This window comes from Nocardia sp. NBC_00511 (assembly GCF_045161165.1).
In the GTDB taxonomy this organism is placed as follows: domain Bacteria; phylum Actinomycetota; class Actinomycetes; order Mycobacteriales; family Mycobacteriaceae; genus Nocardia.
Genome location: NZ_CP107849.1, coordinates 973,324 through 987,245, shown reverse-complemented (window position 1 = coordinate 987,245; position 13,922 = coordinate 973,324). Strand labels below are relative to the sequence as shown.

14 protein-coding genes are annotated in these 13,922 nt (G+C 67.1%); 7 read left to right on the top strand and 7 right to left on the bottom strand.

All coding sequences use genetic code 11. The annotated features are described in order from the left end of the window. Window positions 1–86 precede the first annotated feature (86 nt). Genes OG300_RS04745 through OG300_RS04735 form a run of 3 tightly spaced genes read right to left on the bottom strand, consistent with a single transcriptional unit; the run spans window position 87 to window position 3,468 of the window. Complete coding sequence (locus OG300_RS04745) at window positions 87–1,322, bottom strand: lipase family protein (protein ID WP_405492515.1); 1,236 nt, start codon at window positions 1,320–1,322, stop codon at window positions 87–89. A 35-nt stretch (window positions 1,323–1,357) separates the two neighbouring features. Next, a complete protein-coding gene (locus OG300_RS04740; protein WP_405492513.1) occupies window positions 1,358–2,182 on the bottom strand; it encodes an alpha/beta fold hydrolase in 825 nt (274 codons plus the stop codon). A 26-nt stretch (window positions 2,183–2,208) separates the two neighbouring features. Beyond that, complete coding sequence (locus OG300_RS04735) at window positions 2,209–3,468, bottom strand: MFS transporter (protein WP_405492511.1); 1,260 nt, start codon at window positions 3,466–3,468, stop codon at window positions 2,209–2,211. Window positions 3,469–3,730: 262 nt separating this feature from the next. Here OG300_RS04735 and OG300_RS04730 point away from each other — a divergent pair, with 262 nt between their 5' ends. From OG300_RS04730 to OG300_RS04700, 7 genes are read left to right on the top strand one after another with little or no spacing between them, the layout of a single operon-like run. Further along, on the top strand, window positions 3,731–4,915 hold the full coding sequence (locus OG300_RS04730; protein WP_405492509.1) for a lipid-transfer protein: 1,185 nt from the start codon (window positions 3,731–3,733) through the stop codon (window positions 4,913–4,915). A gap of 3 nt (window positions 4,916–4,918) precedes the next feature. Further along, on the top strand, window positions 4,919–5,377 hold the full coding sequence (locus OG300_RS04725; protein WP_405492507.1) for a MaoC family dehydratase N-terminal domain-containing protein: 459 nt from the start codon (window positions 4,919–4,921) through the stop codon (window positions 5,375–5,377). Next, on the top strand, window positions 5,374–5,784 hold the full coding sequence (locus OG300_RS04720) for a MaoC/PaaZ C-terminal domain-containing protein (protein WP_405492505.1): 411 nt from the start codon (window positions 5,374–5,376) through the stop codon (window positions 5,782–5,784). The genes OG300_RS04725 and OG300_RS04720 overlap by 4 nt, the downstream gene beginning before the upstream one ends. Window positions 5,785–5,822: 38 nt before the next feature. Then, on the top strand, window positions 5,823–6,653 hold the full coding sequence (locus tag OG300_RS04715; protein WP_405492503.1) for an SDR family NAD(P)-dependent oxidoreductase: 831 nt from the start codon (window positions 5,823–5,825) through the stop codon (window positions 6,651–6,653). A 10-nt stretch (window positions 6,654–6,663) separates the two neighbouring features. Then, window positions 6,664–7,815 carry an acyl-CoA dehydrogenase family protein gene (locus OG300_RS04710; RefSeq protein WP_405492501.1) on the top strand — a complete coding sequence of 384 codons (1,152 nt, stop codon included), beginning with the start codon at window positions 6,664–6,666 and terminating at the stop codon, window positions 7,813–7,815. 18 nt (window positions 7,816–7,833) lie between these two features. Next, entirely contained in the window at window positions 7,834–9,381 is a 1,548-nt protein-coding gene (locus tag OG300_RS04705) for a long-chain-fatty-acid--CoA ligase (RefSeq protein WP_405492499.1), read from the top strand. 48 nt (window positions 9,382–9,429) lie between these two features. Further along, window positions 9,430–10,623: a TetR/AcrR family transcriptional regulator gene (locus tag OG300_RS04700; RefSeq protein ID WP_405492497.1), complete on the top strand. Its 1,194-nt coding sequence runs from the start codon at window positions 9,430–9,432 to the stop codon at window positions 10,621–10,623. Between the two features lie 7 nt (window positions 10,624–10,630). Here the strand turns inward: OG300_RS04700 and OG300_RS04695 are convergent, their stop codons facing one another. The 4 genes from OG300_RS04695 to OG300_RS04680 all read right to left on the bottom strand — a co-directional run bounded on the left by OG300_RS04695 (window position 10,631) and on the right by OG300_RS04680 (window position 13,916). Further along, window positions 10,631–11,014: a hypothetical protein gene (locus OG300_RS04695; RefSeq protein ID WP_405492495.1), complete on the bottom strand. Its 384-nt coding sequence runs from the start codon at window positions 11,012–11,014 to the stop codon at window positions 10,631–10,633. Beyond that, window positions 11,011–11,991, bottom strand: coding sequence for an AraC family transcriptional regulator (locus OG300_RS04690; protein ID WP_405492493.1), 981 nt, complete (start codon window positions 11,989–11,991; stop codon window positions 11,011–11,013). Before OG300_RS04690 ends, OG300_RS04695 begins: the two co-directional genes overlap by 4 nt. 303 nt (window positions 11,992–12,294) lie before the next feature. Beyond that, entirely contained in the window at window positions 12,295–13,542 is a 1,248-nt protein-coding gene (locus OG300_RS04685) for a caspase domain-containing protein (protein ID WP_405492491.1), read from the bottom strand. Continuing rightward, window positions 13,539–13,916 (bottom strand): hypothetical protein, encoded by a 378-nt coding sequence (locus OG300_RS04680; protein WP_405492489.1) that lies wholly within the window; start codon window positions 13,914–13,916, stop codon window positions 13,539–13,541. The genes OG300_RS04685 and OG300_RS04680 overlap by 4 nt, the downstream gene beginning before the upstream one ends. Between the last annotated feature and the right edge of the window lie 6 nt (window positions 13,917–13,922).

Genomic DNA, 13,922 nt, shown 5'->3' with positions numbered 1-13,922 from the left:
GACGTTTCCACGAAGGTATCGGTCGTACCGGCGGATATCCGCGACGATAGTCCCGATAAGACAGACAATTTGGACGATCGGGTGGGTCAGAAGTAGCGGCAGCCGACCTGCGCGGGCTTCCCCGAGAAACGATCGGCGAGGAAATCGAGCACGGCGGGGATTTCGGCGAGCGCCGCCGGACCGTGACCCGCCACGTCGGTGCGATGGTAGGTGACGCTCGCGCCCGCCGCGCAGTAGTTGTCGATCAGCGCGTCGGTGGACGCCTGCGGGAGCGCGTCGTCACCGCTGCTGTGCCAGGCGTACATCGGGGCGGTCGGGGCGGACCCGCCGAGCTTCTGCTTGTTCGCGGCGGCGATGAGCGCCGGGTTGGCGGCGATATCGGGGCTGCCCGACGCATCCCGCAGTACCCGACCGGCATTGGCGTTCACCACCGGCTGCACACACTGGCTCTGCGCGTCGGCCAGCACGGCCCGGGTCGGCTCGTCGAACTGCCCGAGGAGGTTCGCCCCCGGGCTGAGCCGATCCAGCGCGGCCAGACCGAACACCGCCAGTCCGGAATTGGCGGTCCCGTTGTCCATGGTCGCGGCGGCGAGGATATCGGCCGGGATACCACCGGCGGCGAATCCGGCGACATGCAATTCCGGTGCGTAGCGCGGCTGCAGCTGCATGGTCGCGGCCGTGGCGAACGCGCCACCGGAGTAGCCGAAGGTCGCGACCGGCGCGCCGGCACCGAGCTGTGCCGGCGGGAAGGCCAATGCGGCGCGGATACCGTCCAGCGCGCTGTGGGCCTCCTGGTCACGGTCGAGGAAACGCTCCTGCGGGCCTTCGTAATCGGAGACCACGACCGCCCAATTGTGTTGCAGGAACAGGGCGGTGAGCGGCGTCTCCTGATCCTGACCGTTCTGGGTTCCGGCCGCGAGGCCCGCGCGCATGACATACGAGGACGCGCACTGGATTCCGAGACCGTCCTCGGCCATCTGATAGCTGACCACGGGCCGCGCGCCCGGCCCGGTCCACGGCGTGGAGGGCACGATCACGGTGGTGACGCCGGTGGTGGGCCGGTCCTCGGCATCGGTCGACTTGTATTGCAGCTGCCACACCGCCACCGGCAGCGGCAGGCCGAACAGGGCCGAGGATCGGGAGCCGAGGATCGCGCCGTTCGGGTAGCCGCCGAGATCGGGCGGTGCGGCATAGAACGGATCCTGATCCGGGGTCGGCACCTGCTGCGCCGCAACAGGTTCGGCCGAGACGGCGGCGGGGATCGCGACGGTCGCGACGAGGGCGGTTGCGAGGCACAGGCCGCGCAGGGTGGAGTGGTTCATCGTTGAACTCCGATTCGATGGGGTGGTCCCGGCGGTTAGGCGCGCCGGATGTTGTCGTGGATCAGGGCGACGATCTCGCTCCACAGCGGCCGGGGCAGCTCGTGCCCCATCCCCGCGAAAAGGGTGACGCGGGAGTTCGGGATCGCGCGGTGCAGCGCCTCCGCGGCGCTCGCATCGATCAGCCGATCGCCGACGCCGTGCAGGATGGTCGTCGGAACCGCCACGCGCGGAAGCGATTCGGTGCGATCGGGGGCGTCGAAGACCGCCGCCAACTGCCGCTCGATTCCGTCCGGGTCGTAATCGCGGTCGTACATGAGCCCGCCGAGCTCCCGCAGCCAGGCGAGATCGGCGGGATAGCCGGGCGACAGGCAGGAGGCCTCGTTGCGTAGATAGGACTCGACGGCCTCGGCTCGATTCCCGGCCCGCGGCAGGGCCATTCGATCCTCGATGAGGTCCGCGCCCGCGGCGAACTCGTAAGTGTCCGGGGCGGTGTAGATCAACCCCAGCGAACGCACCCGGGCCGGATGCTCGAGGGCCAGCACCTGGGCGATCATGCCGCCCATCGATTGTCCGACGATATCGGCGCACTCGATCCCGAGGGCATCGAGCAGACCGGCGGTGTCGGCGGCCATATCGGTCAGCCCGTACCCACCGGCGGTGAACTTCTGCGACAGTCCGACATCCCGGTTGTCGAACCGGATGACCTGGAATCCGCCATCAGCGATCGCCGCGCACAGCTCGGGATGCCAGCCCAGCAGCTGCGCGCCCAGACCTTGAATCAGCAGCAGCGGTGGAGCTTTCGGATCACCGAGCGTCTCGTAGTAGAGGCGGACGCCGGTTGCGGTGGTGACATGTGGCATGTGACTGCCCTTCCATCAGAAGAGATTCAGCGAATCGCGCGGATCCGCATGACGACGAGCCCGGCGGCGAAGGCGCAGACCGCGCCGAAGACGAACAGGGCCGCATAGCTGCCGAACATCGTGAGCAGCGCACCCGCGACGACCGAGGCCAGCGCCTGCGGCAAACCGGTTGCGACCGCGAGGATTCCGAAGTCACGGCCCTCGTTCGCCTTGTCCGGCAACACCAGTGACATGACGGCCAGATCCACCGCGAAATAGGTGCCGATGAAGGCCCCGGACAGGAACGAGTAGACGACCATCCCCGCCCAGGTCGGGCAGACGATCGGCACCACCATCGACATCGCGAGCCCGACCGAGCTGATGCCGACGAACAGTTTGCGCCGGTCGAGCCGGTCGGCCAGCCATCCGGCGGCGGTGGCGACCACCGACCAGGTGACCACCGAGATCGTGGTCAACGTGCTGACCGCGACGGCGACGTCACCGCCGGGAATGCGGTCCACGCCGATGTAGTCCTGCATCGAATAGAACAGATAGCCGCTGACCGTGAAGTAGGCCAGCGACAGGCACGCGCGGCTCAGGAAGGCGAAGACGAAGTCGCGGCTGCGGAACGCGTCGAAGAACGCCCGCCGGGAGTTCGAGGTATCGCTGCCCGAACTCCGCTGCGGCGCAACGGCATCGGCCGACGATTGCTCCCGGGCACCGAACACGAGGGCCAGACTCGTCACCACCAGCAGCAGCCCGAAGATCACATACCCCGGCACGCGGCCGACCCGGCTGGCGACATTGACCCCGAGCATGATGCCCAGCGGGGTGCCGAGACCGATCACCGCCGCGGCCAGCCCGCGCCGGGCCACCGGGACCCGGTCGGGCAGGATCGCCGCGAACGCACCCTGGTAGAAGTTCGCGGTGAACCACACGGCCACGCACATGATGGCCAGCACGACGATTCCGGTGCTGAGGCCCATGCCGCACAGCAGCACCGCCGTCAGCACCGACATCACCACGATCCACGGTGAGCGGCGGCCGAATCGGCTGCGCGTCCGGTCGGACACCGTGCCGCCGAGAGGCAGCGCGACCACCGACGCCAGCGCGGCCAGTGCCGTGATCAGGGCCAGATGGCCCACCTTCGACGCGGCGCCGAACGACTCGACCTGCGCGGGCACCAGGATCTGCTGCACCCCGTTGAACGCGGCGTACATCGCCGTGGTCGCCGGAAGCAGATAGGCCAGCAGCGGCCGGAGTGCGGTCGGGCGGACCGCTTCGGTGGAAGTTTCAGCGTCGAGCATCGCCATCCTCTGACTCTCCAGCGGCCCGGATCGATACACGGGGGCTGGGTCGAGTGCTTCGGGAACGGGATTCGAGGTCACCGCTCCACACGCAGTATGTGAACGGCCAGAAGTGTATTGCAGGTCACCCTGATCACACAAGAGGCATATCAAACGCGCGTCAGAGCAACATTGATAGCCATATTCGAACCGACAGTTGCCTCGACCGACCATTTCGGTGCAAACTAAGTGAATCGTCAGCAGTTAGAGATCTAGGAGAGAGATGAGCAGACGCACGTTGGTGGCAGGCGTCGGGATGATCCCGTTCACCACCCCGAGCCGGACCGAGCCCTACGACGTCATGGCCACGGCAGCGGCCCGAAAAGCGTTGGCGGACGCGGGAATCGACTACTCGAAGGTGCAGCAGGCCTACGCCGGATATGTGTACGGCGACTCGACCTCCGGGCAGGCCGCGCTGTACGGCCTGGGACAGACCGGTATCCCGATCCTCAACGTCAACAACAACTGTTCGACCGGATCGTCGGCACTGTTCCTGGCCCGGCAGGCCATCGAGACCGGTGCCGCGGAGTGCGTGATCGCCCTCGGCTTCGAACAGATGCAGCGCGGCGCACTGGGTTCGATGTGGTCGGACCGGCCCTCCCCCTTCGGCCGCTTCGATGCCAGAACGACCGAACTCCAGGGCTGGGACCAGCAGGCCCCCATGGCCGCCCAGTACTTCGGCGGTGCCGGACAGGCCTACGCAGACAAGTACGGCATGGATCCGAAGGTGTTCGCGCAGATCGCGGTCAAGGCGCGCAAGCACGCCGCCAACAACCCGTACGCCGTGTTCAAGGACCCGGTCACCGTCGAGGAGGTGCTCGCCTCCCCCGCGATCTACGGTCCGCTGACCCGGTTGCAGTGCTGCCCGCCCACCTGCGGGGCCGCCGCCGCGATCCTGTGCAGCGAGGACTTCGCCCGGGCCAACGGCCTCGGCGTCGCCGTCGCGATCAAGGCGCAGGCGATGACCACCGATCTCGAATCCAGCTTCAGCACCGACATGATGCGCGTGGTCGGCTACGACATGGCCCGCGCCGCCGCCCGGCAGGTCTACGAAACGGCCGGCGTCGGACCGGAGGACATCCGGGTCGTCGAACTGCACGACTGCTTCACCACCAACGAGCTGCTCACCTACGAGGGACTCGGGCTCACTCCGGAGGGCACGGCGGAGAAGTTCATCGCCGACGGCGACAACACCTACGGCGGGCGCGTCGTCACCAACCCGTCGGGCGGTCTGCTGTCCAAGGGTCACCCGCTGGGCGCGACCGGTCTCGCACAGTGCGCCGAACTGGTCTGGCAGCTGCGCGGGCAGGCCGAGGCCCGGCAGGTCGAGGGCGTGAACCTGGCCCTGCAACACAACATCGGACTCGGCGGCGCGGCCGTCGTCACCCTCTACGAGAAGGTGAGCTGACCGATGCCGTTGGACCCCACCGTGATCGGCACCCAGCTGCCGCCGACCACCATGACCGTCGACGCGGGCAGGCTGCGATTCTTCGCCACCGCGATCGGCGAGACCAACCCGATCTTCACCGACCGCGACGCCGCCGCGGCCGCCGGGCACGCGAATCTGCCGGTGCCGCCGACCTTCCTGTTCGGCATCGAGCTCGAGAGCCCGGATCCCTTCGCCTGGCTCGCCGAACTCGGCATCGACCTGCGCCGAATCCTGCACGGCGAGCAGTCCTTCACCTATCACTCGACGGCGGTCGCCGGTGAGGTGCTGACCGCCGCGCCGACCATCAGCGACGTCTACAGCAAGAAGGGCGGGGCGCTCCAGTTCATCGAGAAGTCGTCGCTCGTCACCCGGGCCGACGGCGACCTGGTCGCCGAGCTGAAAACCGTCATCGTCGTACGCAATCCGGAGGGCGGGAAATGACCGCGATCGAAACCCTCACCGTGGGAACCGAACTGCCCGCCCTGACGGTGCGCCCGATCTCCCGCACCACCCTGGCACTGTTCGCGGGCGCGTCCGGTGACCACAACCCCATGCACATCGACACCGATGTCGCCGCCTCCGCCGGACTCGACGACGTGTTCGCGCACGGCATGCTGTCGATGGCCTACCTCGGACGGCTGCTCACCGACTGGGCGGATCCGAGCCGAATCCGTTCCTACCGAGTGCGTTTCGCCGCCATCACCCCGGTACACGCGGCACCCACCGCCACCGGGACGGTCGTCGCCATCGACGAGGTGGACGGCGAACGCCGCGCCACCGTCGAACTCACCGTCACCCTCGCCGACGGCACCGTCACCCTGACCGGGGACGCCGTCATCGCGGCCTGACCATACCCCTCGACTCAACACGAAAAGGATTGCAGAACATGGGAACTCTCGATGGCAAGGTCGCCATTGTCTCCGGCTCCGGCCGTGGCATCGGCCGTGAGATCGCACTGAAGCTCGCCGCCGAAGGCGCGCGGGTGGTGGTCAACGACCTCGATTCCGAACCGGCCAAGCAGACCGTCGCGGATATCGAAGCCGCTGGCGGACAGGCAGTTTCGTGCGTCGGCAGTGTCACCGACGCCGATTTCGGTGAGCGCTTCGTGCAGACCGCCGTCGATTCGTTCGGCGGACTCGACATCATCGTCAACAACGCGGGCTACACCTGGGATTCGGTGATCCAGAAGATGACCGACGAGCAGTGGGACGCCATCCTCGACGTGCATCTCAAGGCCCCGTTCCGGATTCTGCGGGCCGCGCAGCCGGTGATCGCGGCAGCGGTCAAGAAGGCGAAGGAAGCCGGGGAGCCCGTCCCCTGCCGCAAGGTCGTCAATATCTCCTCGATGGCGGGCACCGGAGGCAATGCGGGACAGGCGAACTACTCCGCGGCCAAGGCGGGGATCACCGGGCTGACCAAGGCCCTGGCCAAGGAGTGGGGCCGCTACAACGTCACCGTGAACACGGTCGCGTTCGGCCTGATCAAGACCCGGCTCACCGCTGCCCCGGCCGGTGGCGACGGCACCATCGACGTGGCGGGCCGCGAGATCAAGGTCGGCGTCAACCCGCAGCTGTTGTCCGCGATGGAACAGATGATCCCGCTCGGTCGCGGCGGCGAACCGGCCGAGGCCGCGGGCGCGGTCTACCTGTTCTGCATTCCCGAATCCAACTACGTCAGCGCGCAGACCCTGGTCTGCGGTGGCGGCTTCACCATCTAGGACCACGACTGTGACCACCGCTGTGCACCGATCATCCTGGGCCGACGACGAAGTCACCGCCCTGCGGGAGATGGCCACCAAGTTCTTCGAATCCGAACTGCTCCCGCACGAGGAGCGGTACGCGGAGCAGAAGTACGTCGACCGCGAATTCTGGTACAAGGCAGGCGAACTCGGGCTGCTGTGCGCCTCCATACCGGAACAGTACGGCGGCGGGGGCGGCACCCTGGCCCACGACTTCGCCGTGTTCGACGCGCAATACGGGCTCGGGGACACCGCCTTCGGCAATATGGTGCACAGCGGCCTGGTCGCGCACTACCTGCTCGCCTACGGCACCGAGGAACAGAAGCAGCGCTGGCTGCCCGGGATGGCCAGCGGCGCCCTCGTCGGCGCCATCGCCATGACCGAGCCGGGAGCCGGTTCGGATCTGAAGGCGTTGCGCACCACCGCGGTTCGCGATGGCGACAGCTATGTGATCAACGGATCCAAGACCTTCATCTCCAACGGCAAGCACGCCGACCTGGTGATCGTGGTGACCAAGACCGATCCGGCCGCAGGCGCGAAGGGCATCTCGCTCATCGTCGTCGAGACCGCCGACGCGCAGGGCTACCAGGTGGGCCGACTGCTCGACAAGCTCGGCATGAAAGGCCAGGACACCGCGGAACTCTCGTTCTCCGATGTGCGGGTTCCGGTGTCGCACCGGCTCGGCGCGGAGAACGCGGGGTTCGGCTACCTGATGAAGCAGCTCGCACACGAACGGCTCATCGTCGCGGTGTGCGCGGCCGCCGCCACCGAGGCGGCCGTCGCGCACACAGTGCGATACACCAAGGAGCGCAAGGCTTTCGGCGCTCCGCTGTTCGACATGCAGAACACCCGCTTCGAAATCGCGGAGTGCGCGACGCTGGCGCGGGTGTCGCGGGTGTTCGTCGACGACTGCGTACAACGGCATCTGCGCGGTGAACTCGACGGCGCGACCGCCTCCATGGCCAAGGCGTACACCACCGAGATCCAGGGGCAGGTCGTCGACCGCTGCCTGCAACTGTTCGGCGGCTACGGCTACATGCTCGAATACCCGATCGCCCGGATGTACGCCGACGCCCGGGTGCAGCGCATCTACGCGGGCGCCAACGAGGTCATGAAAGAACTCATCGCCCGCTCGCTGTAGCGGAGCAAGGACACCACCATGTATCTGACACAGGTGCTGCACCGCAGCCTCCAACAGGATCCCGACCGGACCATGACCATCTACGGCGAACGGGTTCGCACCGTCGCCGAATCCGTCGACCGCGTCTCCCGGCTCGCCGGGGCGCTGGCGGCCCTCGGCGTGCAGGCCGGTGATCGCGTCGGCATGCTCGCCCTCAACTCCGACCGGTACCACGAGTACCTGTTCGCGGTGCCGTGGCTGGGTGCGGCGGTCAATCCGGTCAACACCCGCTGGAGCCCGACCGAAATCGCCTACTCCCTGCGCGAATCCGATACCAGGACACTGCTGGTCGATGATGCGTTCGCGGCGCTGGTCCCGGCGCTGCGCGAGCAGTTCCCGGAGCTGGACACCGTGATCTTCTGCGGCGACGACACCTGCCCCGCAAGTCTCCTCGACTACGAGACGCTGATCGAGAACACGGCTCCGATCGAGGACACGCGCACCGGCGGCGACGCCCTGCTCGGCGTGTTCTACACCGGCGGCACCACCGGGCATCCCAAGGGCGTGATGCTCAGCCACGACAACCTGATGCTGTCCGCGCTGGGCGTGCTCGCCGGTGGCGACGCGCTCTCGCAGGGCCGCAAGCTGTTACACGCCGCACCGATGTTCCACCTGGCCGACCTCGCGCACTGGCTGATGGGCAGCGTGGGCGGCGCGACCCACACCATGGTGCCCGCCTTCAGCCCACCCGTCGTACTGGATGCCATTGCAGCACAAGGGATCACCGACATGCTGCTGGTTCCCACCATGGTGCAGATGCTCATCGACGACCCGCGCATCGGCGACTACGACGTGAGCGGAGTACAGCGCATTCTCTACGGCGCGTCCCCGATCACCGAGTCGGTGCTCGAGCGGGCCCGAAAGACGTTCCCGAACGCCGGATTCACCCAGGCGTACGGCATGACCGAACTGTCGCCGGTGGCGGCGCTGCTCAGCGACGCCGACCACGACGACCCCCGACTGCGCCGGGCGGCAGGGCGTTCGGCGGCGCACTGCGAGATCCGCATCGTCGACCCCGACGACAACGAACTGCCGCGCGGCAGTGTCGGCGAGGTGGTGGTGCGCGGCGAGAATGTCATGCTCGGCTACTGGAATCGGCCGAAGGACAGCGCGACCGCGGTGCGCGACGGCTGGATGCACACCGGCGACGGCGGATACATGGACGAGCGCGGGTACGTGTTCATCGTCGATCGCATCAAGGACATGGTCATCACCGGCGGGGAGAACGTGTACTCCGCGGAGGTGGAGAACGCGCTGCTCGCGCATCCGGCGGTGGCCACCGCGGCAGTCATCGGGGTGCCCGACCCGCGCTGGGGTGAACGCGTGCACGCCGTCGTGGTGCGCAGGCCCGGATTCGAGGTCACCGAGGAAGAGCTGCGGGAACACTGCAAGACGTTGATCGCGGGCTACAAGGTGCCGCGCAGCGCCGAATTCGTCGACGGCCTGCCGATGTCCGCGGCGGGCAAGGTCCTCAAACGCGAGCTGCGCAAGCCGTATTGGGACGGCATCGACAGCGGTGTGTCCTGAAATTCGGGAGTCAGTAGCATTTCCACGTCGACCAGGAAAGGAACAGCGATGGTGACCGAGTCGGAACTGCTGCGCCCGGCCCGTGGCACCCGGCCGCCCAATCGACGGCAACTGATCGTCGACGCCGCGGCCGAGCTGTTCACCCGGCGCGGATACGCGGAAGTCGGCATGGGCGACGTGGCGGCCGAGGTCGCCATCGGACCGTCGGCGCTCTACCGCCACTTCCGCGGCAAACAGGATCTGCTCGCCGTCGTCATCGACAACGAACTCACCAAGTTCCTCGAGGTGGCCGAGGGCTGCGCCGCCGACCCCACCCGCGACGCGGCGACCGAACTCGCGACCCTGATACTCGCTCACCGCGGGGTCGGGGTGCTGTGGCGGCGCGAAGCCCGCAACCTGCGGCCCGCCGACGCCGCGGCCTTCCGCGACGCGGCCCGCCGCATCGCCGCCGCGATGGCCACCTATATCCGGGCCCGCCGCCCCGACGTCGACGACACCTCGGCCGACCTGCTCGGCTGGTGCGCGATGGCGGTGGCCAACAGCGTCTCGTTCCATCGGCTGTCGCTGCCCGAATCCGAATTCATCACCCTGCTCGCGCAGCTCGTCACCGTCGTCCTCGAGAGCGAAATCTCCGCCCCGGCAAGCACTCCCGCGCCCGCACCCCGCACCGGCGGGCTGGCCGTCCAATCCCGCCGGGAACTCATCCTGACGCAGGCGGTGCCGCTGTTCGCCGAGAAGGGCTTCACGGAGGTGAGCGTCGACGACATCGGAGCCGCCATCGGCATCACCGGCTCCAGCGTCTACAACCACTTCGACTCCAAGGCCGAAATCCTCGCGGCGGCCATCCTGCGCGGCAACGAATGGCTGCGCATCGACCTGACCCGCATCTTCGCCCGCACCGACGACCCCCGAGCGGGTCTGGTAGGGCTGCTGAGCGGGTATTCCGAAGTGGCACTGGACAATCCGCGACTGATGCAGATCGTGATCTCCGAGACCGCCCACCTACTCGAAGCCGACCGCCACCGCGCCCGCGCCGCACAGCACACCTACATCGGCGAATGGGTCCACCTGCTGCAACTCCTGAACCCCGACTGGTCGGCCACCACCACCCGCATCCGCGTCCAGGCCGCCCTCACCATGATCAACGACGCCGGCGTGACCCCGCATCGCTGGCCCAGCCACACCCTCGCACCCGCCCTCACCGAAATCGGTAAACGCCTACTGGCACTTCCGGATTCGTGACCGAGGCTCAGCGAGTTCTGCGCACCAGCGGCACCCGGCGACGTCGCCGCCGACCCGGCTCGGGCTTCGCCGCCCGACGCGGTCGCCCGTAGCGCAGCAACTCCATCAGCAGATCCTCCGCCGCCCGATACCGCGGGATGTCCACCCACAGGCGATACAGCACCTCCGGATCCCCGCGCTCGATGACGGTCACCCGCACCGGCATCACATAACCCGCGATCCCCGCATCGGTCAGCGCGAAAAGCACTCGGTAGACCTGGGATTCGTTCAAATCCGCGAGCACGGCCCACGCCCGCGCATCCAGACCGTTGGACAGTCCGCGCGACGGCACCCAGTGCCCGGTACCGCGCACCCGCGACCAGGGATCGGGAATCTCACGTGCCGCGGTCATCGCGCCTCGCCCTCCACGAAGGCACTGCCGACCGGCGCCTGCCCGGCCCCGAAGAGCCGCTCCCGCATCTGGGCCGGGGTCAGCCCGTAGTGCTCCCGATAGGCTTCCCGAAATCTGCGCACGCTGGGGAACCCTTCCTCGAAGGCGATCCGGTTCATATCGACCGGCAGCGCCACGGACAATCGGCGATGCGCACGCTGCACACGAACACTCCGCAACAGAACACCCGGCGACGAATATCCCGCACTCTTCAAAACCTTGTACAGGGTCCGCTCACCGATACCCAGCATCCCAGCGATGGTCTCCGGCGTCACCCGCGAATCGTTGGCATGTTCCTCGATCAGCCGCCGCGCTCGTTCGGCGTCCACCGCGCGCCTGCCGAAGGTGATCCCCGGTGCCGGGTTCAACGCACCGTCCAGCAGTGTGAGCGCACTGGAGTAGGCGACGCTGAAGTCCGCCGCCGTCCACCCGTCAGCCTCGACCAGCATGCGCACCTGCGTCTCGAGCGCACGCACCAGCGGACGCTTCTCATCGAAGGTGAGCGGGGCCGCCTCGGCGCGTGCGCCATCGATCGCCCCCTCCGGAACCGTCATGATCAACGCGGTGATCGTCCCCGCGTGCGTCATGGAAACCGGTCGGCCCCAATGGAAGAAGCAGAGCTTGCCCGGCTGGAAAACGTCCCGCGCCTGCCCCTGCTCGAACTCGAAGCGCCCACGCAGCGGAATCAGCAATCGATAGCTGTTGTCCCCGTCGGACCGCACGTTCCGCAGCGACCGCTGGTAATCCAGTGCGCCGGAAGTGAATTCGACCAGTTGAAACCGCCCGACATTCTGCGCGTACGCCCGCGAACTGAACTCCGTCGCCCGAAACCCCAGCCGCACCGCCCCCTGCCGCTGCTGCAGGTACTCGTACCAGGACCCCGTCGGATCATCCCCATCGGTGCGGAAGATCTCGCTCAGATACTCCGCATCGACCACACCGTCACCCTTCCGCGCACGCCCCGAGCCTACAAGCAGGAGATCAGCACGTCGCGGCGACGAAGCACCGCACCGACTCCGGCTCAACGGGCGGAAAACGACCGCGAATGGGCAGGAAAACGGTAGAGCCCCGGCGGCAGCAGCACCTAGGTTCGAGAAATCAGGCTTCTCGGTCTCCGACGGAGGGGAAGACCGAGCCCACGAGCGTGCTCGCCCGCGACGCTGCGGGCGAGCGCGCTCGGCTTCGCGGCGCGGCCCCGGACCCGCAGGCGAGCAGTCAGCCTTTCTTCAGGGTTTGCCCCCTCAGAGAGAATGTTTGTGTGAGATCGCGAGCCACGCGCTGATCGGATCGTCAGATTCGTTGATCCAGTCGGCGTATTGGGTCACCAGACCGAAGACGACATTGCGACTGTCATCGATGATCTCGTGATAGAACGACCGGGATCGTTCGCGGCCGTGGAGCCGACGGGCGGGGACCGCGACAAGGAGAGTGGCGGCAGCGCGGATGTCACCGCTCATCAGCGCCGTGTGGACCGAGGCCAGACCGGGGTCGTCGAACTGCGCGGATATCGCGTCCCGAATGGAAGTCGCTATCGACGCGTCGACGGCGGCGGCCAGACGGGCGACCGAATTATGTTTGATGCCGAGGGCATTCAGTGTTTCGGCAGTGCCGATCGGCGCACTCGTCCCCATGTGCTCGATGAGCAGCATGATGCGATTCGGCACAGTGGACGGACGAGCGTTGTCGGCCTCATCGCCGGAGGTCGGGGGAAAGATCGGCGGTGGTGTCACATCGGGCGGTTCGGCCGGTCGCGTCTGTTTCCATTGTCGATTGTGTACTAGGGCAAGGTCTCCGATCGTATTCCTGGTGCGCATCTGCGGACGCGGTCGCGACTTGGCGATCAGTTCCCGCCGAGTGTGTGTGAAAACCTGCTGCAGCGAGACGAATTCGGAACCGTCGTCCAGGCCATGTCGGATGAGCTTGATCAGCTCGCCGGTGAAGGCCGTGTGGCGCTCGCCCTCCGGAGCGAGCGCCAGTTTGTTCTCGGGGGCCGCTGCGAGGACGAATGTGCCCTCGGCACTGACCTCGTCGACCACCGCGGACGCCGGATCGGACATGCCGGCGATCGCCTGACCGCTGTAGCAGCAGTCGAGCACGACTACTCGCCGTGGCGCGCGAGCCTCGTGCAAGGCCCGCCGAATATGGTCGTAGGCCAACGCCGTATAAGCGCGGCTCTGCATCGAACCGGTGAGGCCGAGCAACAGCTCTCCCGTGTCGGCGTCCTTGAGGCCGTGTCCGGTGAAATACAGGAGGAGCGTGTCCTCAGCCTGTTCGACCGCGTCGTAAAGGGTGTGGAGCACTTGTTCCTGCGAATCCGGATCGCGCACCAAAGCACAATGGGCTTTCGGCAGTCCCCAGAGATCGTCATCGCACAGGGATGATGCCAGGTCGTCGAGATTGTTCATGGTCGTCGGAAGTGGCGGCAGAAACCGGTAGTTCGCGACGCCTACCAGGATCGCCCGCGACCGAAGAGGATTCGGGAGTCTCATTCCTGCAGTCGTGACACCACGGCGTCGGCGGCTGGTCCTTCGGCGGTGATCTGCACCGAATCGCCGTTCGAGTTGGCGATGGTGATGGATACCTTCGACCGCTGCTGCTGTAACCAGGTTTGGATCGAACTCGACAGGACGGTCAAAGCACCCCCGCTGCCGACCGCCACGATGAGGGCATCGGCGAATCCGCCCATCTCACCGGGCTTCATGGCCTTCTCCTCGAAACGGACGTAACCTCGAAATTCGTCCTCGGCCGTGAGCCATCGACGTAGGGAAATCAGCTGCTGCTCGCTGTCGCGTGCGCCTTCGATCAGAACACGAACATCTCGAGTTGCCACTGTTCGACCCCCCTCGGTCTCGAAGGCGCGCATGCCGCA